General features: G+C 48.1%; 23 protein-coding genes. 10 read left to right on the plus strand and 13 right to left on the minus strand.

The features are described 5' to 3' along the window. Window positions 1-76: 76 nt before the first annotated feature. From B9A32_RS04170 to B9A32_RS04180, 3 genes are read left to right on the plus strand one after another with little or no spacing between them, the layout of a single operon-like run. Window positions 77-727: a YkgJ family cysteine cluster protein gene (locus B9A32_RS04170; protein ID WP_084067122.1), complete on the plus strand. Its 651-nt coding sequence runs from the start codon at window positions 77-79 to the stop codon at window positions 725-727. Then, window positions 720-1076 carry a hypothetical protein gene (locus B9A32_RS04175; RefSeq protein ID WP_084067123.1) on the plus strand — a complete coding sequence of 119 codons (357 nt, stop codon included), beginning with the start codon at window positions 720-722 and terminating at the stop codon, window positions 1074-1076. Before B9A32_RS04170 ends, B9A32_RS04175 begins: the two co-directional genes overlap by 8 nt. Before the next feature lie 41 nt (window positions 1077-1117). Continuing rightward, window positions 1118-1930 (plus strand): 50S ribosomal protein L11 methyltransferase, encoded by an 813-nt coding sequence (locus tag B9A32_RS04180; RefSeq protein ID WP_170923696.1) that lies wholly within the window; start codon window positions 1118-1120, stop codon window positions 1928-1930. A gap of 13 nt (window positions 1931-1943) precedes the next feature. On the opposite strand, the gene B9A32_RS04185 is transcribed toward B9A32_RS04180, so the two are convergent. The 4 genes from B9A32_RS04185 to B9A32_RS04200 all read right to left on the minus strand — a co-directional run bounded on the left by B9A32_RS04185 (window position 1944) and on the right by B9A32_RS04200 (window position 7498). Further along, window positions 1944-2864 (minus strand): ABC transporter permease, encoded by a 921-nt coding sequence (locus tag B9A32_RS04185; RefSeq protein ID WP_084067125.1) that lies wholly within the window; start codon window positions 2862-2864, stop codon window positions 1944-1946. A 363-nt stretch (window positions 2865-3227) separates the two neighbouring features. Further along, window positions 3228-4316 carry an ABC transporter permease gene (locus B9A32_RS04190; RefSeq protein WP_084067126.1) on the minus strand — a complete coding sequence of 363 codons (1089 nt, stop codon included), beginning with the start codon at window positions 4314-4316 and terminating at the stop codon, window positions 3228-3230. Window positions 4317-4584: 268 nt separating this feature from the next. Further along, window positions 4585-6102: an ABC transporter ATP-binding protein gene (locus tag B9A32_RS04195; protein WP_084067127.1), complete on the minus strand. Its 1518-nt coding sequence runs from the start codon at window positions 6100-6102 to the stop codon at window positions 4585-4587. A 241-nt stretch (window positions 6103-6343) separates the two neighbouring features. Further along, window positions 6344-7498 carry a BMP family ABC transporter substrate-binding protein gene (locus B9A32_RS04200; RefSeq protein ID WP_084067128.1) on the minus strand — a complete coding sequence of 385 codons (1155 nt, stop codon included), beginning with the start codon at window positions 7496-7498 and terminating at the stop codon, window positions 6344-6346. A 550-nt stretch (window positions 7499-8048) separates the two neighbouring features. Between B9A32_RS04200 and B9A32_RS04205 the strand changes: the two genes are divergently transcribed. The 4 genes from B9A32_RS04205 (at window position 8049) to B9A32_RS04220 (ending at window position 11134) form a co-directional block, all read left to right on the plus strand. Next, a complete protein-coding gene (locus B9A32_RS04205; protein WP_084067129.1) occupies window positions 8049-8498 on the plus strand; it encodes a cyclic nucleotide-binding domain-containing protein in 450 nt (149 codons plus the stop codon). A gap of 73 nt (window positions 8499-8571) precedes the next feature. Then, window positions 8572-8991 carry an OadG family protein gene (locus B9A32_RS04210; RefSeq protein WP_232367036.1) on the plus strand — a complete coding sequence of 140 codons (420 nt, stop codon included), beginning with the start codon at window positions 8572-8574 and terminating at the stop codon, window positions 8989-8991. 32 nt (window positions 8992-9023) lie between these two features. Next, window positions 9024-10151 carry a sodium ion-translocating decarboxylase subunit beta gene (locus tag B9A32_RS04215; RefSeq protein ID WP_084067131.1) on the plus strand — a complete coding sequence of 376 codons (1128 nt, stop codon included), beginning with the start codon at window positions 9024-9026 and terminating at the stop codon, window positions 10149-10151. Between the two features lie 221 nt (window positions 10152-10372). Then, the gene (locus tag B9A32_RS04220) at window positions 10373-11134 is read left to right on the plus strand and encodes an enoyl-CoA hydratase/isomerase family protein (RefSeq protein ID WP_084067132.1); all 762 of its coding nucleotides are present in this window, start codon (window positions 10373-10375) and stop codon (window positions 11132-11134) included. A 337-nt stretch (window positions 11135-11471) separates the two neighbouring features. On the opposite strand, the gene queD is transcribed toward B9A32_RS04220, so the two are convergent. Together queD and dnaJ are read right to left on the minus strand one after the other, a co-directional pair. Continuing rightward, a complete protein-coding gene (gene queD / locus B9A32_RS04225) occupies window positions 11472-11861 on the minus strand; it encodes a 6-carboxytetrahydropterin synthase QueD (protein WP_084067133.1) in 390 nt (129 codons plus the stop codon). A 19-nt stretch (window positions 11862-11880) separates the two neighbouring features. Next, window positions 11881-12984 (minus strand): molecular chaperone DnaJ, encoded by a 1104-nt coding sequence (gene dnaJ, locus B9A32_RS04230; protein ID WP_084067134.1) that lies wholly within the window; start codon window positions 12982-12984, stop codon window positions 11881-11883. A 332-nt stretch (window positions 12985-13316) separates the two neighbouring features. Here dnaJ and ubiE point away from each other — a divergent pair, with 332 nt between their 5' ends. Further along, on the plus strand, window positions 13317-14018 hold the full coding sequence (ubiE, locus tag B9A32_RS04235; RefSeq protein ID WP_084067135.1) for a bifunctional demethylmenaquinone methyltransferase/2-methoxy-6-polyprenyl-1,4-benzoquinol methylase UbiE: 702 nt from the start codon (window positions 13317-13319) through the stop codon (window positions 14016-14018). A gap of 189 nt (window positions 14019-14207) precedes the next feature. On the opposite strand, the gene B9A32_RS04240 is transcribed toward ubiE, so the two are convergent. The 7 genes from B9A32_RS04240 to B9A32_RS04270 all read right to left on the minus strand — a co-directional run bounded on the left by B9A32_RS04240 (window position 14208) and on the right by B9A32_RS04270 (window position 21284). Continuing rightward, window positions 14208-14825 carry a TIGR04211 family SH3 domain-containing protein gene (locus B9A32_RS04240; RefSeq protein WP_170923697.1) on the minus strand — a complete coding sequence of 206 codons (618 nt, stop codon included), beginning with the start codon at window positions 14823-14825 and terminating at the stop codon, window positions 14208-14210. A gap of 13 nt (window positions 14826-14838) precedes the next feature. After that, window positions 14839-15432, minus strand: coding sequence for an indolepyruvate oxidoreductase subunit beta (locus tag B9A32_RS04245; RefSeq protein WP_084067137.1), 594 nt, complete (start codon window positions 15430-15432; stop codon window positions 14839-14841). A gap of 12 nt (window positions 15433-15444) precedes the next feature. Continuing rightward, complete coding sequence (gene iorA / locus B9A32_RS04250) at window positions 15445-17298, minus strand: indolepyruvate ferredoxin oxidoreductase subunit alpha (protein WP_084067138.1); 1854 nt, start codon at window positions 17296-17298, stop codon at window positions 15445-15447. Window positions 17299-17532: 234 nt separating this feature from the next. Beyond that, window positions 17533-17844, minus strand: a complete 312-nt coding sequence (locus B9A32_RS04255; protein ID WP_084067139.1) for a hypothetical protein — start codon at window positions 17842-17844, stop codon at window positions 17533-17535. Between the two features lie 215 nt (window positions 17845-18059). Further along, window positions 18060-18719 carry a metallophosphoesterase family protein gene (locus tag B9A32_RS04260; RefSeq protein ID WP_084067140.1) on the minus strand — a complete coding sequence of 220 codons (660 nt, stop codon included), beginning with the start codon at window positions 18717-18719 and terminating at the stop codon, window positions 18060-18062. Then, window positions 18716-19639, minus strand: a complete 924-nt coding sequence (locus B9A32_RS04265) for an Hsp33 family molecular chaperone HslO (protein ID WP_084067141.1) — start codon at window positions 19637-19639, stop codon at window positions 18716-18718. The genes B9A32_RS04260 and B9A32_RS04265 overlap by 4 nt, the downstream gene beginning before the upstream one ends. A gap of 106 nt (window positions 19640-19745) precedes the next feature. After that, on the minus strand, window positions 19746-21284 hold the full coding sequence (locus tag B9A32_RS04270) for a YifB family Mg chelatase-like AAA ATPase (RefSeq protein WP_084067142.1): 1539 nt from the start codon (window positions 21282-21284) through the stop codon (window positions 19746-19748). A gap of 310 nt (window positions 21285-21594) precedes the next feature. Between B9A32_RS04270 and lpxC the strand changes: the two genes are divergently transcribed. Further along, a complete protein-coding gene (gene lpxC / locus B9A32_RS04275) occupies window positions 21595-22476 on the plus strand; it encodes a UDP-3-O-acyl-N-acetylglucosamine deacetylase (RefSeq protein WP_084067143.1) in 882 nt (293 codons plus the stop codon). Further along, window positions 22473-23054, plus strand: a complete 582-nt coding sequence (locus B9A32_RS04280) for a DUF4390 domain-containing protein (RefSeq protein WP_084067144.1) — start codon at window positions 22473-22475, stop codon at window positions 23052-23054. The genes lpxC and B9A32_RS04280 overlap by 4 nt, the downstream gene beginning before the upstream one ends. Window positions 23055-23065: the final 11 nt, after the last annotated feature.

Below are 23065 nucleotides of genomic sequence, written 5' to 3' on the forward strand. Positions count from 1 at the left end.
ACAAAAAAATTTAAAACAGCTTTCAGGGGGGCAGCACATAAACCCCTCCCCGGCACATAATAAGGATTAAACGTCCATGGATTTTAAAGAACATTTTGCAAAATACGAGGCATTGGTCTCCATCATTGACGGCATTTTTGAAAAGGTAAAATCAGAATATCCCAAGGAGGTTTCCTGCAAGGAGAAATGCTGTGACTGCTGCTATGCCATATTTGATATTCCCATCATTGAGGCTGTTTATCTCAACCACAAATTCAGGGAAAAATTTTCCGGCACAGAAAAAAGCCGCATCATTGACAAGGCCGCCACAATTGACCGGGCACTGTTTAAAATGAAACGGGAAGCCCATAAGGCTGTCAAGGCAGGAAAAGAAGAACTGGAAATCGTGGCCACCATGTCCCAGGAACGCATTCGATGTCCACTCCTGGGGGAAGACAATCTTTGCATTCTATATGAATCACGGCCCATCACCTGTAGAATTTACGGTATTCCCACGGCCACAGCCGGAAAAAGTCACATCTGCGGTCAAACCGGGTTTGAGCAGGGGGGAAAATATCCCACATTGAACATGGATACCCTCTACTCCCAGCTCCAGCTCATTTCAGCGGAGATGACCGCAGCCATAAAGGCAACCAATGTCAAAGCCTGTGAGATGCTCATCCCGGTTTCCATGGCTTTGATCACCGATTTCAACGAAACCTTTTTTGGAGTGGAAGATAATGGATAATTTTACCCCGGAAGAAATTGAAGCCAAAAAGAAAGCCATTTTTGATGCCATGGGAAAAAGGGGTCAAAAACAGATCCTAAACAAAATCGGATATGAGAACTGGGATCCCATTCAAACCCCCAAGGACCCCATTGATATCAGAATGGATGGTACCAAACGCACCTCCCAGATGCTCATCAGTGAATTTCTCCAGCAGTCCAGCCATGACGATTATTCCAACTCCTTTGCCCAGGGCGCCTTTGAGATGTGTCTGGGGATCATCAATGATGATGAAAAAATAAGAGGAATGTTTGAATTTTCCCAATGGTACAGTGCGCTGTTGAAAAAAGAGGGAAAAACACTTAAATAGGATCTCGCCATTTTTTAATCACTCCGGGAAAAGAGGCTCTTTTGTCCCCCCTTCTTGAATATATCCACACCACCGTCACAGAGGCTGAAACCCGGCTCACCCCCCAGGCCCTGATTAAACAAACCACAAGGGACAGGGGGGTATCAACCCGGCAGGCCAGATCTGCCATCCGTACCCTCCTGGACAACGGCACCCTGAGCTATACCTATGTATTTGGTGCCACCTGCATTGAACCGTCCTTTGCAAAACCGGTTGAAATAACAAAGCATTTTACACTATTTCCTCCGGGCGTCACCCCGGATGAAAAAAAAAATAACATCCACATTTGCATTCAGCCGGGGATATCCTTTGGATCAGGCCGTCATCCCACCACGCGATTGTGCCTCCGGGCCATGGGGCACGCCCTCATTGATACCCCGTTGCTGCAATCCTGTGAAACACCGCACCATGCCGTGGACGTGGGGACCGGGTCCGGGGTTCTTGCCATTGCCGCAGTCAAGGCAGGCATCTCCCACTGCTTTGCCCTGGACAATGACCCTGTTGCCGCTGCCGAAGCTGAAAAAAATGTATCACTGAACCATCTGAGCCATGGCATAACCGTTTCCTGTGAGGAACTTAAGGCATCTGCCACCCCACTTGCCATGGTTTGTGCCAATCTGCGCTACCCCACCTTGAAATCAATGGCAGACCTCTTCCGGCGCATCACCCTGGACAATGCCGTGCTGATTCTGTCCGGCATCAGACCGGAAGAACTGCCACCCCTGGTGGCGCTGTATGGCTCCAGGGGATTTACAACCACATGGCAGGCCCAGGAAAAAAACTGGTCCGGGGCGGTCATGGTAAAAACAGGTTAACGGCCTTTGCCTATCAGCGTTCACCTCTTTTATAGGGTTCCCCCAACTGGGCCGGTGCACTGAGTTTTCTCTGGTCCCCCAGGCCAATGATAATCAAAATCAAGAGCGTGGCCCCATAGGGGAGCATGGCCAGAAAATTGGGAGAAATACCAAGGGGCTGCAGCAGATACTGGAGTACAAAAATCCCACCAAACAAAAAAGCGCCGCCAATGGCCTTGCCCGGATTCCACAGGGCAAAGATGGTCAACGCAATGACAATCCACCCCCTGCCTGCGGTCATGCCTTCAATCCACGATTTGCTGTAAGAGGTGGACAGGTGTGCCCCGGCCATGGCGGAAAAGCCCCCTCCGATCATTACACAGGCATATCGAATCAGGGTCACATTCACTCCCTGGGTTTCTGCGGCCCGAGGATGTTCCCCGGTGGAGCGCACCTTGATCCCCAAGCGGGTTCGTTCAAGGAAAAACCATGCCACCAGGGCCAAAAGAACCGCCATGTAAAAAAAGGGAGTCTGTCTGAAAAAAACAGCCCCCACAACGGGAATATCACACAGCCAGGGAATGGCCACATCATTCATTTTTTCGGCAAGGGGTCTGCCCACATAGGGTTTGCCCAGCATGCCGGAAAGCCCAAGCCCGATCATGGTCAATGCAAGTCCGGAAACCACCTGATTGGCCTGGAGGGTCACCGAGGCAAAGGCATGAATAAGGGAGATCACCATCCCGGCACCAATGGCAGCCATGAGCCCAAACCAGGGATTACCCGTGGTGTAGGTCACAATAAAGGCCACCACTGCTCCCAGGGACATCACCCCTTCCACCCCCAGATTTAATATCCCCGACCGTTCGCAGATTACCTCCCCCACTGTTCCCAGAAGTAAAGGGGTTCCAGCCACCATGGTACGCTGAAGCACTGAAATCATTACATCATCCATATGGATTCCTATCTTTTTTTATATTAATTACTCCGAAAATCAGGAGCGGAGCAAAATAAGGTCTGCCCATGGCAATTATATACAATGCAACCTACAAGGCAACCTCAGCAGAGCCGCCCCCCGACGGGCAATAGGAACCGGACAATTGAGCTGTCTACAGTTCCGGTCCGGGCCCATTGTCCGTCGGGGGGCGGCGGTATAATACCATTTGACTCCGCGTCTACGACCCTATATTTGTTGTGTCCCACAGGGCACGCCTGTTGTATGAAACACGTCGCAGATCAGGGCGTATTTCAAGCTTTGTTGTGGGCAAAGCCGGATCACCATGCGGTCTGCTCAGCAAATATGCAGTGTTTGTTCCGGTTATGATTCAACCGATGCCCTGCGCTGAATCGTGACTTTGTTTTTCATGAAAAAATCCCCCATGATTAAAAAAACCAACAGGGTACCGTTGACAATCTGCACTGTGGCGGCAGGAAGGCCCAAAGACATCTGAATGGCATCCCCCCCCACCAGAATACCTGCAAAAAACAGCCCCGACACAATGGCATAAAAGGGATTGAGTTTGGCAAGCCAAGCCACAATAATGGCGGTGAATCCATACCCGGAAGAGATGGATGCGGGATATCCAAGGTAGTGGTGGATGCCTGCCACCTCCCCCACCCCGGCAAAACCGGCAAGGCCGCCGCTGATGAGCATGATCAGCATGCTGGTCTTAAAAAAATTAATGCCGGCATAACGCCCTGCTTCGGGATTTTCGCCAATGACCCGAACCTCATAACCAAAGCGGCTTCTATAAACCACAATGGTGAGGATCACAACGGAAATCAAAGCCAGCACCAGGGTGGCATAATGAATCCTTGAGCCTGAAATCACCCCCAGTATGGCATTATCGGGTAAATTATCCGTACCGGGAAATCCAAACCGGGTTTTTCCCTTCCAGGGCCCCACAATGAGAAGTGTAAGAAACTCAGCACAAATGTAATTAATCATCAATGTGGAGATCACCTCATTGATGGCAAATTTTATTTTCAAAAACGCCGGTACCAGACCACACAACGCCCCCCCCAGGAATCCTGCGGCAAACATCAACGGCACAATTACAACGGAGGGTAAAGTATCCCCCCAGGCAAGCCCCACCCAGCCTCCGAGAATGGCCCCCATGAGCAGCTGACCTTCGGCCCCGATATTCCAGAATTTGGCCCTGAACGCCAGGGTCAGCCCCCCACCGATGAGCACCAGTGGGATGGCCTTGGTAACGGTCTCTTTAAACCCGTACATGGAGCCAAAGGAGCCCATGAAAATCTTTGAAATGGCAAAAAAAGGATTTACCCCGCACACCAGGAATATGAGACCAACGGCCCCAAGGGCCGCTAAAAGGGAAAGCACATTGGTGACAAGGGATTGAATGGGTGTGATGCGATCCCGATCACTTATTTTTATTGTAAGCATATTTTTTATCCAGGACCTTTTTATGAAATCATTATACTTGCTCATGCGTAGGAAGTTTTCATACCACATGGGATATTTTCAATTTCAAAAAAATATATTATGTGACACAAAACAGAATAACTTAGGGAGTCCGCAGTTTTTTAATTGACCGTTTATCCGAAATTTTATCCATAAAACATATCAATTTGGTATGGTTAAAAGATAAATCAATAAAATCTGAGTCCCCTATGACAGAAGAAAGCGTTGCATGACGCCATTGAAAGGACATTTAAAATCTTAAGGAACCCGCCATCATCAAACCGATGTCCGCGGCCCGTTTATCATCTGCCGAATCCAGAATTCCGGTGAACTCCCCCTGGAACATCACGGCAATGCGGTCACACAGTTCAAAAATTTCTTCCAGATCCTCTGAGAACAGCAGCACTGCGCCGCCTTCTTTACGTCGTTTGAGCAGCTGCTCCCTTAAATATTCCGTGGCTCCCACATCAAGGCCATAGGTGGGGTGGGAGGCCACCAGAAGGGCAGGGGCTTCACTGATTTCCCGCCCCAGTATCAACTTTTGAATATTGCCACCGGAAAGATTTTTAATTTCCACATCAATGGACGGAGTGGCCACCCGGTAATCCTCCACCAGAGTACTGGTGTGATTTTTAATGCGCCCATACTCCAGAAACATTTTCCGGGAAAATTTCTTTAAGTGGTGCTGTTTTAAAATAGCATTGTCATAGAGATACAGCCCCGGGGCAATGCCAAATTTTATGCGCTCCTCGGGCACATGACTCACCCCGCTGTCATAGATACGCCGGGGGGACATATTGGTAATATTTACTCCCTGGGAAAAAACCCTTCCCGATGACACCCGTCGTATGCCGGTGATGGCTTCGGCCAGTTCCCGTTGTCCATTTCCGGCCACACCTGCCACACCGAAAATTTCACTGGCATGGATATCAAAGGAAACATCCTTCACACTGGGAAGCCCCTTATCCCCCAGGACATTAAGCGTTTCAACACTGAGCACCTTTTTTCCCCGGGGAATTTTTTCCCGGTGTACATTAAAAAGCACATCCCTGCCAATCATCATGCGGGCCAAAGATTGTTTATTCATTCCTTCAGTGTCGGCATTACCCACAATTTTTCCCTTCTGAAGCACTGTGACCCGATCACACACATCCATGATTTCATCCAGTTTATGGCTGATGAGAATCACCATGTGTCCCTGGGCCTTCATGTCCTTTAAGATGCGAAACAGCTCCTCAATTTCCTGGGGGGTCAACACCGAGGTGGGCTCATCCAATATCAACAGATCCGCCCCGTTTAAAAGGGCTTTAATGATCTCCACCCGCTGCTGTTCACCGGCGGAAAGCTGCCACACTTTTTTGGCAGGATCAATGCTGAAGTTAAACTTTTTTGAAAAGGCCACCACCTGCTCCCGGATACGTATCTTGGGAAAGAAAAAAGGGGTGTGCTTGTATCCCAAAGCAATGTTTTCAATGACAGAATGGTTTTGCACCAGCATGAAGTGCTGATGCACCATGCCGATCCCATGGGCAATGGATTCCGTGGGAGAAGTGATCTTCACCGGTTTTTTGTTGATTAAAATTTCCCCGCCATCGGGCTGGTACAATCCATAAAGGATATTCATCAACGTGGTTTTACCGGCACCGTTTTCCCCCAGAAGCCCCAGTATTTCACCGGATTTAACCTGAAGGTCAATTCCCCGGTTTGCGAAAACCCCTTGAAATGATTTAGAGATACCCTTCATTTCAAGTGTGTCAATTTTTTTCATACGACTCCTACAAAACAGGACCGAATGACCTGATCAGGGATGATTAAAGGCAAATTATAACGCCCATTGCCTTCATCCGGCACATGTCATCCGGTCCTTTTTTGTGTTACGCCTGATTCCGTATTTTCAGCACCTTACACATTCCATGGGGATCAAATAATTAAGATCGGATTCACATTCAAACATCCCCCATGGAATCTGACTTATGGTGTAAAACTGCCGAACCAAGCCCGAATATTTATTATTTGGGAACAGATCCCTTTACATTATCAACATAATACATAATACTCAACAAATCTTCCTTGGAGGCACGTTCCCCGGCCTTTACCTTAAGGTTTCCGGCATTGTCTTTGATGGGTCCGGCAAAGGGATCAAAAACATCCACCCCTTCTTTCATCTGGGCGTAGCGTTTAAGCACAAGATCATACACAGAAAGCTTACCCAAATCCTGGGTGCTGACTTCTATCTTTTTAAGATCATCCACAAATTTCGGGTTAATCAGCTCATCCTCACTGCCGCCGAGAAGGGCAGCACCCTCTGCAGCAAGCCACCAGATATCCTCATTTGTCCAGGTGCCGTTATGGATATCTTCAAGGACTTTGGCATACATGCCGCCCCAGTTCATGAGCTGCCCTGAAACAACAGAGTCCTTTCCATAGGGCTGCATGGGACTGTAATGGCTGAAAGTATAAATTTGTTCCCCTTTCTCACAATGATCCTGTCCCACTTCAATGACAGCCGGGGTATCTTCTGTGAATGCAATGGCATCACACCCCGATGCAATGAGAGACTCGGTGGCTTCCTTGGCCTTATCCGGCCCATACCAGGCATATATCCAGCGCACATCCACTGTCACCGCAGGATTGGCAGCCTTGGCACCCAGGGCAAAGGCGTTGATGTGGCGAACCACTTCTGGAATGGGGAAGGCCCCCACATAACCGATTTTATGGGTTTTAGACAGCGCACCGGCCATGAGCCCGTTTAAGTAATATATCTGATAAAGGTCCCCAAAATAGGTCCCAACATTGTCCCCCCGCTTAAACCCGGAGCAATGCATGAATTTTTTATCGGGATATTTTTTACCCGCAGCCACAGTGTCGTCCATGTAACCGAAACTGGTGGTGAACACCACATCGCACTTTTGTTCCTGGATGAACCGATCTATGATCCTTGCGGAGTCAGATTCCGGAACCGATTCAATGTAAACCGTTTCAAGCCATGGGTATTTATTTTGCACAAATTGTCGTCCCTGGTCGTGACCATAGGAAAAGCCATAATCCCCCACCGGTCCCACATAGATAAAACCGGCTTTAATTTTCTTATCAGCGGCAAAGGCACTTCCCGCAGCAAAAACCAGACAAAGGCAAAAGAACAGTATCCGTCGGGCCAAATTCATGTCATACTCCTGTTGTTTAAGTGTTGTTCACATGGAATTCCCCATGACATCCCATGTGCCATACCAGTAAAACTACTGTGTATCCCGGTTCATTCCTTTCCGGCAATAACATTATTCCCTGATGATCAAATTTTCAAAGAATATTCCATCAATCAAAAAATATTCCATCAATGGGATGCCAATATAAAAAACCTGACCATTATGTCTAAAATAAATTTGTGCATTTTACGATAATTTTCCCAATGTCGTCAACCATTATGATCCATCAACTCAGCCTTATTATTCCTTAGTCGCACCATCCGGGTTGGATGATTTTATCTCAACGGGGTGGCGCACAAAACCCAATTTACCAAATAAATGCAACTCCATGGATTAATATTTTTCCGGGTCAAAAAAAATTTATATCGACAGATGGTGCATTTTATGCTTATCTAATTATTTTGTATTAAATCAATTCCCCATACGATTGACTGAGGTGGTTTAATCATAAAATTGAGCTGCCTGGCCATGAAACCGGACAATGGTATGATCAACCCCGAATGAGGAGAGAATGAAAAAAGCTATTAACATCCTTAAAAAAAACGAGCTCTTCACAAACGTTGAAGAGACAGACCTTGAGGCAATGGGAAAATCCCTGGAGACACGGAGTGTACAGGAAGGTGAAGTCCTGGCAACCCAGGGAGACACGGCTACCTTCTTTTTTGTTCTGGAAGCAGGAACTCTGCTGGTTGCATTGAGTGATGGAAAATCTGCTGTACTAAACAAAACAGGCGATTTCATCGGCCTTGAACTGTTATCATCAAAGGGGATATACATCTCCACTGTGACAGCACTGACCCCCTGCGAAATCGTGGTCATTCCGCGGAAATCATTTCTGGAATTTATTCAAAATGACTCCCCTGCCGCCGCAAGCTTTATGCAGGCATGGAACAGCTATCGTTCCCACACCTTCCCCTTCTTACCGGAACTGGATACACCTGACATGGATTATCAGTATTAACATGGTGTTCCGCGTCTTTTTATATTCATAAAACAAGCCATTTTTTGATAATCTAAATAATATGGAGGCAAATGTGTACGGTTTAGATGCAATCAATGCATACAACGGATGGGCAATCTCCGTTGTGGGCGTAACCATTGTGTTCACCGGCCTTGTGACCTTATCCATGGCCATCTCCCAGCTCCATAAACTTCTGGATCTATGGGAAAACAGAAAAGAACTCTCCCTTTTCAAGAAAAAATCCCCTGCAACGGATCAGCCCCTGGTGGCGTTCACCCCGGGGCAAAAGGAAAGTTCAAGGCAGTTTAAGCTGCTGGCAGAAACCTTGAATGACCATTTTTCACTGCCACGGCTTTTAAAACTGGCCCAAATCAGCGGCATTGATCACCCCCATGCAACCCTTGCAACGCTTCTTGAAGCAGACATCATTGTATCGGATACCCAGGGGTACCATGTTTTGGACATGGCACGATTTAACACACTGGTTTCTTAAAAACATCAATCATCCACGCAGAGGCATACGCTATGGAGCACCTATTTGTAGATTTTTTTCAAAACACCGGTTTTTTTCTATGTGATTACCGCAACATCGTCATGATCCTTGTGGGCATGACCTTTATATACCTTGGCATTGCCAAGGATTATGAACCCCTTTTACTGGTTCCCATCGGCTTTGGCATGCTCATGGGAAACATTCCCGTGTTCCATGGTCTGGGGCTGGGAATTTACGAAGATAACAGCGTTCTTCACTATCTATACTTTGGCGTTACCCAGGGATTATACCCCCCGCTCATATTCCTGGGAATCGGTGCCATGACCGACTTTTCCACCCTGCTGGCACGCCCGGTGCTCATGCTTCTGGGGGCTGCGGCCCAGGCAGGTATTTTCATCACATTCCTGGGTGCCCTGGCCCTGGGTTTTGCCCCCAACGAAGCCGCTTCCATCGGCATCATCGGTGGTGCCGACGGCCCCACTGCTATTTTTCTCACCGCTAAACTGGCACCAAAACTCATTGGCCCCATTGCCGTGGCAGCCTATTCTTACATGGCCCTGGTACCGGTGATCCAACCCCCCATCATGAGACTTCTTACCTCCCGAAAAGAACGTCTTATCCGCATGGAAGAGCCCCGGGAAGTTACCAAAAGAGAGAAAATGCTCTTTCCCATTGTTGCTTTTCTTCTGTGCTGTTTTCTGGCACCGGCGGCCCTGCCCCTTCTCGGCATGCTCTGCTTTGGCAATCTTTTAAAGGAAGCCGTGGTAACCGAGCGTCTGGCCGTGGCCGCAAGGACATCCATTATTGATTCTGTCACCATTCTTCTTGGTGTCACTGTGGGTGCAAGTACCCAGGGCGATGTATTTCTCACCAGCCAGTCCGTGGGAATCTTTTTTCTGGGGGCACTGTCCTTTTGCATTGCAACCGCGTGCGGCCTGCTGTTTGCTAAATTCATGAATCTGTTCTTAAAAAGCAAAATCAATCCCCTTCTGGGGGCTGCGGGTGTTTCTGCGGTACCTGATTCTGCAAGGGTTGTCCAGGTGGTGGGACAGCAGGAAGATCCCACAAACTTTCTGCTCATGCATGCCATGGCCCCCAACATATCCGGCGTTATCGGATCAGCTGTGGCCGCCGGTGTGCTCTGGAGTTTCATGTCATAAACCATTGAAAATGCTCCCGACGTTTTCGTTCCGAACAGGGCAGCCGTCGGGGGTGGCATGATAGCATTTTCAATATTCGTTGTGTCCGACAGGACATGCCCGTTTATATGAAATACCCCGCAAACCGGGGATGTATTTCAAGCTTTCTTGTGGGCAGAGCCGGATCAAAATACGGTCCGCCCGTGGCGGTTATATGAAAAATAAAATTTAAAGGGGTATCCATGCTTGAAACACGCATTGAAGACAATATTCTCATTGGTACATTGACAGGAGACAAAACCAGCGCCATGGACCGTGAAACCCTGGAACACCTTCAAGAAGCCGTGGACCGGACAGAGCGTGACGATGACATTAAAGGAATGATTCTAACCGGACAAAACCGTTTTTTTTCCACTGGATTTAACTTAAACAGCTTTATAGGATTTGAAACCCTGGAGCAGGCAGGAAATTTTATTGCCTTTGCCGACCAGGTGTTTTTAAATATTTTCAAATGCCCAAAACCGGTTGTGTGTGCCATGAACGGTCACGCCGTTGCCGGCGGATTGATTCTTTCCATGGCAGCAGATTACCGTATTTTATCCAACCACCCCAAAACCAAGGTGGGCATGTCGGAAATCAATATCGGTGTTCCCCTGTCCGCCGTACAGACCAACATCATGAAATTTGGCCTTGACTCCGACAGGGTTTATCGAAATTTGATGTACTTTGGCAAACTCATCAACAGTGAAGACGCGTTGGCGCAACATGTTGTGGATGAAATCCTTGATCCGGCAACTCTCATGGAACGGGCCAAAAAAATTGTATCCTCATGGATGAATACCCCGGGAACCCCCTTTATACGATTAAAACAAGAGCTTAAACGAGAGGCCACAGCCCTGCTTGAAAAAAGGGTATCAGAAAAAGAGCGGTATCAGAAACTGGACTTTTTTCTGAATAAAGAGGTCAAAGCCTCCATGGCCCGGGTCCAGGCCTCCATGGCATAGGCCCCTCAGCAGAGCCTCCGCCCTTTTCCGTTCCAGACAAAACAGTTGTCGGGCACCAATAAAAAAACGTCGATCCATTAAAATGGAAACGACGTTTTTTTTATATGAAAACGTGGGTGCTGGGTATTAGGTTCTTGGTGCTCACAGCAACTACTTTTTCATTATTCGTTGGCTGGTACTTACAGCCATGTGGGTTTTTATATACAATGCAGCCTCCAAGGCAACCTCAGCAGAGCCGCTAATCACAACAGTGTGTGCCTGTGGCAGTTATTTTCAAAAATGGATAAAATCACAAAAAAACCCATCTGAACAGGAGCTCAGATCCGCATTTTTTCAATCAATCCTGCGGAGGTATATAAGTGGCACAGGCATCAGCCGATTCCCAGGCAGACACCCGGGAAACCCGCACAGTCTCATCAAGCTTGTCATCTTTCAAATAGCCTTGTAACCGATTGGCAATATAAATGGCAATCTGCTCCGAGGAGGGTTGAATCCCCTTAAAGGCATCCAGCTCATTTAAAAACTTATGATCAAGTTCCTTCATGATGGCCCGCACATGTTTTTTTATGTCTCCAAAATCCACCAGCACACCGGCGGCATTGAGATGCTCTCCTGCAACATACACCTCCACATTCCAGTTGTGTCCATGGAGGTTCTCGCATTTTTCTCCCACCATGGTCAGCTGATGGGCAGCGGCAAAATCGGTTTTTACCTTTAATTCAAACATCGGTTTCTCCCCAGGATGATCACATCCCTCTGAAAAGTCGTTTCAGCTTATTTGAAATTTTATCCGAATCCAGTTTGTCAAATTCCCTCAACAGCTTTTCCTGTTTTTTTGACAATCGTGTGGGGGTTTTAATATCCACCTGGATAATCTGATCTCCGCGTCGGCCGGATCTCAAGGAAGGAATCCCCTCTCCCTTGAACCGAAAGGTATCCCCATACTGGGTTCCCTTGGGAATGGTAAGCTCTTTTTCATTTTCAAGGGTGGGAATGGTAATCTCATCGCCCAGGGCTGCCTGGACAAAGGAAATGTCCACCAGACAAATAATATTGTTTCCATCCCGCTTAAACAATTTATGGGGTTTAACATTGATAAAAACATAAAGGTCTCCGGCAGGGCCCCCTGATGTGCTGCTTTCTCCCTCACCGTTTAACCTGAGTTTAGCACCGGTATCCACCCCGGCAGGCACCTTGACAGACACTTTTTTTGAAATCTCCATTCTGCCGTTTCCCACGCATTTGGGACAGGGATGGGGAATGGATTTACCCTTGCCCCGGCAATAGGGACAGGTGGTTTTTACCTTGAAAAATCCCTGGCTCTGGATGAACTGCCCGGTGCCGTTACAATGGCTGCAGGTTTCAGGAGAGGTTCCCTCTTTACAGCCGGTTCCCTGGCACACATCACAATTATCCAGCTTTTTAACATCTATAATTTTTTCAATTCCAAAGGCAGCTTCCATGAAATCAAGGGTCATATCATAGCGAAGGTCTGATCCCCGCTGTACACGATTACCACCCCGCCCTCCCCTTGAACCCCCAAAACCAAAAAAATCCTCAAAGATATCCCCAAAACTGGAAAAAGCATCTTCAAATCCGCCACCGCCTGACGACCCGGCCCCTTCCAATCCCTGGTGGCCAAACTGATCATAAATTTGCCGTTTCTGATCATCAGAAAGAACACCATAGGCTTCTGAGGCTTCCTTGAACTTCTCCTCAGCAGCGCTGTCTCCGGGATTTTTATCCGGATGGAATTTGATGGCAAGTTTGCGATACTTAGACTTTAACTCATCCTTGGAAGCATCCCTGGAAGCCCCCAGAATCTCATAATAATCACGTTTATCTGACATATATTCCCTGTCTCAATTGCTGAAATTAACGGGCTTGATCACGGTGCAGCCCATTGACACAATAGTTTAATACCAAACAAACGGTATTGTGGCTGCAACGGCTCTCATAATGATTGATAAATTAAATGGATTGTGTTACCCAATGCCCACAATTCCGGATACATCAGGAAACACTGACATCCCTTTTTAACCGCTGTTGTCATTGTGTCATCCGACAAAGGACGCATGGAAAATCAGCAGGTTAAAAAGCAATTGGAGGCCTGGCATGAAAGGTGCTCCAGGTCTATCCCCAATAAACGTTTAAAACTAAAACATAAATCAGGAATGTCAATATGAATATGGAACTTGATTTTATTAAAGAGATGTTTGACAGCATTGCGCCAAAATATGATTTCCTGAACCGTTTTTTAAGTCTTCGGCAGGATGTGATGTGGAGACGGCAGATGGTAAAAGCCGGTACCATACCCCATGGAGGCGTGGTTCTGGATGTTGCCTGCGGCACCTGTGATGTGGCCCTGGAAATCAAAAAGCAAAAAGGAGATCAGGTGACAATATCCGGCACAGATTTTTCCCCGGGCATGTTGCTTCTTGGCAAACAGAAAATCCTTTCCCGCTGCGGTACCATGGACATTGAACTTACTGCCGGAAATGCCCTGGCCCTTCCCTTTAAAGACAACTGTCTTGATGCCCTGTTCATTGCCTTTGGTATCCGAAATATCATGGACCGGGAAGGGGCACTGGTGGATTTTCACCGGGTCTTGAAAAAAAACGGCAAAGTGGTCATACTTGAGCTTTCCGCACCCCGTCAGGGAAGTCTTCAAAGGCTTTATATGACCTATTTTCAAAAGATATTACCGTTCATCGGCGGTCTTTTTTCAAAAAATAAAAATGCTTATCACTATCTACCGGCCTCGGTGTTAAAATTTCCCGGGGCAGGCAACTTTGCAAACAGCATGGAAAAAGCGGGATTCAATAACATTCAATGGAAAAAAATGACTTTGGGCATTGTCACCCTTTTTGTGGGAACCAAATAATTTTTTTTATATGAAAAGGCAACATCCAAGGCAACCTCAGCAGAGCCGCCCCCCGATGGGCAATAGGAACCGGATCAGAGGATAGCCTTCCTGTGGCAGTTTATCAGAGAGAATCTATTTGGCCATCCCCATCCATCCGGGATGGCCATAAACAAATTCAACTCTTTTTGACCCCGCAGGGTCGTTGCATCACAAAAGGGAACGATGCTTTTTTCTTCGGGTACTCACCCCCAGAAGAATCCCCACCACAAGGACACCGGCCCCGCTTAGAAACCATTTGATATCCTCTTTATTTAAACGGCTTTCAAGGGTAAGAATTCGATCTTTCTGCTGGGTAAATGCCTGGGCCATCTCTTCATGGGCCGCTTCAAGGGCAAGGAAATCAGCGGATTTTTTCTTTAATCGATTATAGGCATCCTCGATCACTGCAAGCTTTTCCCGGGTGGTCTGAAAATCTCTATTTTCCTGTTTGATTTTTTCCAACAGATGGGTCAAATCTTTATTTTTCTTTTCCAGCACCTCCACCTGACGTTTCATGGGCACATCCCGGGTGATGAAGCGGGTCAAGACCCACCCCACTTTTCCTGCAGAATTACGCACCCGGGTCCAGTCCCTGCCGTTCTCAACGATGTTAAGACTGTCCCCGGTGGCCACCATGGCAATGATTTTATGTTTGGTGCCGGGTCCCCGTCTCATGGTGATTTTCATCACGCCACCCACATAAACGGTTTCTGCAAAGGAAATTCCCACAAACAAAACAAAACTGAACACCAGCACAATAAAACTGCATTTTGCAAACCGCGTCATCCACACCTCCATTTTAAGCGGTGGTCACTGCCCCTTCCCCCAGACGAAAGGCCTTTAAATTCATCTCCACAAAGGCTTTTTTGGCACGCAGGGCAATGGCTTTTTCCACACTTTCCCGGGAAAGCCCCAGGGCACCTGAAGCAATCAATGCCCCAAGCAGCACGATATTCATGGTCATGGGACTACCCGCCTGCCGGGCCAGTGCCAGGGCATCAATGGCAATGAGGTCTGCAACCCGTTCCCGTACCTGGGACATCATCCCGTCAACATCAGGGTAAACCCCCTGTCCAATGGCCACTGTAAAGGGACGCAGGGGGGCCGTATTGGTAATCACCCGGGTCCGGGAATTACACCGCCCCATGGCCCGCACCACCTCCGAAGGTTCAAACCCCAAAAGGATATCAGCTTCACCATCTGAAATAATGGTACTTCCGGCATCCCCAAACACGATGGCAGACTCAACAACTCCCCCCCGCTGGGCCATACCGTGTATTTCACTCATGCGCACCGGCACATCCTCAAGAAGTGCAGCTTCCCCCAGTACCTTTGAAGCCAGGAGGTTTCCCTGGCCGCCAACGGCAACAACAATTAATCTTGTGGTTTCCATATTGTGTTAATCCTATTTTTTCTTCAACGGCATAATGGCATTTTCAGGACAAATCTGTGCACACACGGCACACCCCACACAAGTATCTGCATCAATGTGCACCCGTCCCTTATCCAGATAAAAAGAAGGACAGGCAATTTCATTGATACAATCCCGATGATCCAGACATTTGTCTGTCACGGTAAAGGCCCTGGGTTTCAACAGTTTCAAGCCCTTGGCATGCAGGGCACAGGGTTCCTGGGAAATGATCACGGACACCCCTTTAAAGGCCAGGGCCTCCTCAATGGCGGCAATGCTTTTTTTCACCTTAAAAGGTTTAATCAAGGTGACATGGCCCACCCCAAGGGATCGCACCAGTTTTTCAATGGAGATGGCATTGTATCCCGGCAGATTCATCTGATCCATATCCACGCCGGGATTGGGCTGGTGCCCGGTCATGGCAGTGATGCCGTTGTCCAGAATCACCAGGGTAAAATTATGATTGTTAAACACCGCATTCACAAGACCTGTGATGCCGGAATGAAAAAAAGTGGAATCTCCGATAAAGGCCACCACTTTTTTGTCTGTGGCCCTGGAAAATCCACAGGCACTGCTCACCGAAGCGCCCATGCAAAGCACAAAATCTCCCATGGACAAAGGGGGCAGAAATCCCAGTGTATAACAGCCGATATCCGAAGGACACATCACATCCATGGCCTTTGCCGCCTTTTTTACTTCATAAAAAGTGGCTCTGTGTGAACAGCCGGAGCACAGATTTGGGGGACGCTGGGGAATTTCCGGCAAATCGGCTGTGTTCACAGACGCTGCAGGGGTGTATGGTACATCAAAAAAACGGGCCATATTTTCCCGAACCATGGCAGGATCAAACTCGGAAAGCCGTGAAAAAAGATCATCTGCCTTGCCCTGGATGGGAAGGGTTTCACACGCCTCCTGGGCAAAAGCTTTTACCGCCTCCTCCATGAAGGGTTCCCCCTCTTCCACCACAAGCACTTTTTTACAGCCCTTAATAAAATCCTTGATCATCCATTCGGGCATGGGGTTGGAAAAACCAATGCGCAATATTTTAACCTGCTCTTCAAGCCCAAGATCTTTCACGGCATCTTTGGCATAAAGATAACTCACTCCATTACAGATCACCCCCAGGGGACCTTGCCCGGTGATGAAATTCAGATCAGATGCATCGGACAGTGCAGAGGCCTTTGCCAAATTGTCCAGCAGTTTCACATGGAGTTTTCTTGACACCGCCGGCACTGTCACATAACTCATGGGTGCAGGGACAAAGTTTCCCTTGGGCACCGGAGGTGTTATTTCCTTAAGGGTGACAAAGGCGCTGGAATGGTTGATACGGGTGGTGGTGCGAAGCAGCACCGGCTCACCAAGGGCTTCAGACAGCTCAAAGGCCGCCCGGGTCATTTCCTTTGCCTCTTCCACAGAAGAGGGCTCCAGCACAGGAAGGCCTGCCAGCTTGCCGTAATATCGATTGTCCTGCTCATTCTGGCTGGAAAACATGGCAGGATCATCGGCGGTGAGAATCACAAGCCCTGCTGTGACCCCGATGTACGCAAGGGTGACAAGGGGATCTGCCGCCACATTAAGCCCCACATGCTTCATCATGCACATGGTTCTTACACCGGAATTGGCAGCAGCTGCAGCCACTTCCAGTGCCACTTTTTCATTGGTACTGTACTCAAAATAAAGATCTGTTTCCCGGGAAATCTGAAACAGGTTCAACGACAATTCTGACGAAGGTGTTCCAGGATAAGTGGTTGCAAACCCCACCCCGGCCTCCACTGCCCCCCTTGCAATGGCTTCATTGCCCAGCATCAGAAGGTCTTCATTGATTTTTTCACTTAACAGCTTATGCATATTCGTTTACGTCCTCAACTATTTCAAATAGTGATCCTGGTTTTGCCTCCGTGGTCGTCCACGGGGCCCTGCCATATAGCCGCCACAGGCGGACCGCGTTCTGATCCGGTTCTGCCCACAACGAAGCATGAAAAAATATTAGATTCACCTACTTTTTCATATAAACCGCCACAGGCAAACCTTATTCTGACCTTGGTCTACCCACAACAAAGCATGAAAGAGTGTTAAATCGATCTAATCTTTATTGTAAAGCTTTTCAGCATCGGAAAGGGATGAGGCATAGCCTTTAAACCCTTCAATATCCTCACAGGACTGAACAGAATTGGATGCAAAAAAGCCCTCCACCATGCTTTTTTCACCGTGTTTGATCAGCCCCAGAAACAACACCGGAACAAGGCTTAATCCACCCAAACCGTTCTCAACGGCATATTCCAGGGGTGCCTGCCCATGGTACACCGCATAAAGGGGTTGTTGAACCGGCATGATCTGCACAATTTCAGGGTGGTGATGATGATCATGGGCGTGTTCACTACAGTTATTACACATAACAAACTCCTTAACAGAAGGAAAAACTGAAAATCATCACCAAATCCGCCTGTGTGGCATGATCCCCACTTTCCTGTTTTCATAACTCATGAGTCCGAAGTTCTCATTTTTATACCACATGGGATGTGTTCATTTGTAAAAACAACACATTATATGGTGGTAAATTAAAGAACCTATGACTGACAAGCTCATAATTAAATGGTGGACAACGGCATTCATACCAGCGTTACATAGCGAGGCTCCACCGTACCGGACAAAACATCCCAAATGATATACTTTGCACGGCCATCCCAATCCCTGGATTGCCCCACACTCCCCGCATTGATAATATATCTGCACGCTTTGTCAAGAAATAGAATTTTTTTTCCCAGGGAAAACCGTGTTACCATCCGGTCTTCCAAGACAACGCCTCCCAGAAGATGGGTGTGCCCCACAAAGGAAACGGTCTGGGGAAGAAGGGCCATGATCCCTGCCAATTGATGCTCCGGGGTACGGGAGAGGTAACCCATGACAGAATCCGGGGGAAGGCCGTGCACAAACCTGCCACCGGATTCAACCAAAAAAAAGGGCCAGGTTGCCATGGAATCCAGATCGTTCCGGGGGATAAGGGACAAGTGATGTTCAATGGCCGCCCTTGCCCCCCCGCGAAATCTTTCCCGGTAACGGGAATTCAGCAATGCCAGCTCATGGTTTCCAAGCGTGGACAAAATGTTATTGTTTTTCAACAATTGCAGAACACCGCAGGGATCATCCCCATATCCAATGGTGTCCCCCAGGGAAATTGTTCCATCCACACCGTTTTGTCCAATATCCTCAAGCACACGGTAAAGGGCCTGACTATTACTGTGGATATCGGAAATAACAGCAATTCTCACGGTTCAAGGGCCAGAATATCTGCACGGGTGAAACCATAAATGGTATTACAGTTATGGCATCTTATTTCCAGGGGAAATGGACCATTTTCCAAAATATCTGCAATCTCTCCGGCCGGAAGCTGGGAAAGATAACCCCGAATGCGATCCTCTGTGCAGCGACAAAAAAACTCCACCCGATGATTTCCAAGGAAAATGGGCATCATGGATTCAAAATGCCCCATGATCAACTCCTGGGCTCCGGTACCATGGGCAAAGACATCCCCCAGGGAGGGAAGACCTGACACAATGTGCTCCACATCGGAAATAATGTTGTCTGAAGCCCCCGGCATGGCCTGGAGAAAAAGTCCGCCTGCGCCTTTCACCCCGCCCTGCTCATTAAAATAAACACTTAAATTAAAGGCCGAGGGGGTCTGCTCTGACTGGACAAAATAATTGGCAAGATCCTGGGCCAAGGTGCCAAATTCCATCATGACCTGACCGGAATAGGGTTTCTTGGCATCTTCGAGGTATTTGGTCACCGTTAAGAATCCTGCCCCAAACAGGGCGGGAAGTCCAGAATCTGTTACAATTGAATCAAGGGGGAAAACGTTATTTTTCAAACTGCCCCGCACTTCACCAAAAACATTGGACTCCACATCCAGCCCCTTCACCGGCCCGGAACATTGAACGTTTATACTGATCCTGTCCTTTCCTTTTAAATTTGCAGTCAACAGGGCCCCGGCAATATAAGCCTGGCCCAATACCAGGGTTTCCGGCCCACCAAGCTCATGGTTGGCCTGCATTTCCATAACCATTCTGGTGCCGTTGACCACGGCACCCCGGATCATTCCGTCAGCCATCATGAAACGATGGAGTCGATCATTTGCAGCGGCTTTAAGCTGGGCCTTTACATCACCGTTAAATACATCTTTTTTTATCATAAATTTTATCCAGATTTATTAATTTTCAGGGCTTGGCATTACCATGTTCAGGCCCGAATTTTATTTTTTTCCATGTCCCAGGTAAAAACGGGATCACCTGCGACAACTACACATATCCGTTTTTTCTGTCCAGGGTACGATACTGAATGGCCTCGGCAACATGCTGTTCACATATCTCATCGGACGCCCCAAGATCCGCAATGGTTCGGGCTATTTTCAAAATACGATTGTACGCCCTGGCGGAAAACCCCAGATGGGTTATGGCTGTTTCAAGAAGCTGTGATGCTCTGCTGTCCAAAACACAGCACGATTTAATCTGCCGGGGTCCCATGGCAGCATTGTTAAAAATATTTTCCCCGGAAAATCGATCCAGTTGAATTTTCCTTGCCGCCTTGACCCTGTCCCGAATCACTTCAGAGGACTCAGGTACTTCTTTGTCTGAAAGTTCTCTGTATGAAACGGCAGGCACATCTATGTGAAGATCTATTCTGTCAAGCAGGGGACCTGAAATCCTGGAACGATAGCGCTGTATCTGGGCATGGGTGCATGAACACTCCCTGCGGGAATCCCCAAAATAGCCGCAGGGACAGGGATTCATGGCCGCAATGAGCATGAACCCGGCCGGATAATTCAACCGATTACCGGCCCGGGATATGGTAACCCTGCCGTCCTCCATGGGTTGACGCAGCACCTCCAGCACATTGCGCCGAAACTCCGGAAGCTCATCAAGGAAAAGCAGCCCATTGTGGGCCAGGGTAACCTCCCCGGGCTGGGGCCGAAGGCCGCCCCCCACAAGTCCTGCCGCAGAAATGGTGTGGTGGGGGGATCGAAAGGGCCGGGTGGTGATAAAAGGCATATTTTCCCGCAAAAGTCCGGCAGCTGAATAAATTCGAGTGGTTTCCATTGCCTCTTCATAGGTCAATTCCGGAAGTATGGAGGGAAGGCTTTTTGCCATCATACTTTTACCTGACCCCGGTGGGCCGGTCATAAGAAGATTATGGCCCCCGGTGGCAGCGATCTCCAGAGCTCTTTTTACATTATTTTGACCCATTACATGGCAAAAATCAACGTCTTCTTTCCCATGAAGTTCACCGATAACAGTGTTCAAATCACAGGCAAGGGGCGCAATGTTCTCAAACCCGGAAAAAAAGTTAACGGCCCGGGACAAAGAGGACACGGGCAGCACCTCCACTCCCTGGACCACAGAGGCTTCCTTTCCATTTTCCATGGGTACCAAAATACCCTGCAAACCTTTTTCCCTGGCAGACAGGGCCGCCGCCACCACCCCGGGTACGGGTTTCACCCTGCCATCCAGGGATAACTCCCCCACCATGCTGTACCGGGAACAAAGATCCGCTGAAATAACCTTGGATGCAGCAAGAATCCCCATGGCCACAGGCAGATCAAACCCTGTACCCTCTTTTCGGATATCAGCAGGGGCAAGGTTCACTGTGATTCTGTCCGGAGGAAAGGTGTATCCGGAATTTTTCACTGCGGCCTTGACCCGCTCGCGACTCTCCCGCACAGCGACTTCCGGCAGCCCCACAATATTAAATGCCGGTAGCCCATAGGATATGTCCACTTCCACCTCAACAAAACAAGCGTCAACGCCGGAAACAACACTGCAGTTTATCCTTGCAAGCACCCTCCCTCCTTATAATGGCCACGGGCAAACCTTATTCTAATCCGGTTCTGCCCACCAAAAAGCTTGAAATAGAGCCCTGATCTGCGGAGCATTGCATATAAAAAAACTTAATTATGGTATTCAAAGTCATAAATACAATTTTTAAATATAGCACACTCAATGCAAAATAAGAATACAGGCAGATTATTTTAGCAATTATTTTGCTTTCATCAGTAAAATCAGGTATAAGCAGTCATTTAAATACCCATTGATTTAAGTCAAACATTAAGGAGCGTTCCAGACGTCACATCGACGCCGGACCTACACAGATATGGTGCAGTACTATCCCCAACAAACCCTGTCCCGGAAGCTCACCTGCTCGGGCATTGGCGTACATTCCGGTAAAAAGGCCACCATCACCATTCATCCGGCCCCGGAAAATCACGGAATTCGGTTTAAGCGGGTGGACCTGCCCGGCACGCCGGATATTCCCGCCCTGTTCAAAATGGTGGTGGATACCAGCCTTGCCACGGTAATAGGTAACCAGGGGGCCATTGTTTCCACCATCGAGCATTTAATGGCCACCTTCACCGGGCTTAGCATTGACAACGCCCTGGTGGAAATTGATGGATACGAAATGCCCATCATGGATGGGAGCGCCCGCATTTTCAGCGAAAAATTGACCCGGGCAGGTGTGACACCCCAAAATAAACCCCGGTGGTTTTTTGTGGCAACCCATCCCCTTAAAGTCACAGATGGCGACAAATATGTATCCATTGAACCGGCCCCCGGCCTGACCATCTCCTGCTCCATCACCTTTGAGTCCCCCCTCATCGGCACCCAGGAACGAACCTTCTGCCTTTGTGCCGAAGCGTTCAGAAAAAAAATCAGTCCCGCAAGAACCTTTGGGTTTACCCAGGATCTTGTTTATCTTAAACAATTCAGCCTGGGACGGGGGGGCAGCCTGGACAATGCCGTGGTGGTTGATAACGATAAAATTCTTAATAAAGAAGGACTTCGGTTTCCAGATGAATTTGTCAGGCACAAACTTCTGGACTGCCTGGGAGATTTTTCCCTTTTGGGCATGCCCATCCAGGGCCATATCATCACCCGCAAATCCGGCCATGCCCTGAACCATGCATTTATCAAAAAATTTCTGGAAACAACCGATGCCTGGGAAACACGTCCCGTTGAAATGGCAGCCATCCCATGATTCAAAAAACAAATTACCGCCATATTTTTCTGATTGTCATGACCTGCATTGGTCTGCTCTTTTTTTGTTCCACAACGGTCATGGCAAAAAAAGCATTTCTGGACAATGTGACCGTCACCAATACCCGGGATAACCTCCTTACCTACTTTAGCGTCCAAAATGCGTTCACGACAAAAATCAAAGAGGCCATTCTCAACGGCGTTCCCACCACATTTACCTTTCACATTTCATTGTACCGGGCCAGGGAGAGCTGGTTTGATAAAAAGATATCCAGTCACAAGGTATCCAGCACCATTAAATACAATGCCCTCAGGGAAATTTTTTCCCTGTCAAGACCTTGGGAATCAAAGGATACCCTGTTGGTTAAATCCTTTGACACCGCAAAAAAAAAAATGACCGCCATCACCGGCTTCACCATTGCTCCCATGGGGCAACTGATCCGGGGAAAAAAATATCAAGTCCGCATAAAAGCTGAAATGAAAAAGATAAAACTGCCATTATATCTGCACCATGTTTTCTTTTTTCTCTCCCTTTGGAATTTTGAAACGGACTGGTACACCATGGATTTTATTTATTAATACGGCCCTTG

Source organism: Desulfocicer vacuolatum DSM 3385, assembly GCF_900176365.1.
GTDB classification, from domain to species: domain Bacteria; phylum Desulfobacterota; class Desulfobacteria; order Desulfobacterales; family Desulfobacteraceae; genus Desulfocicer; species Desulfocicer vacuolatum.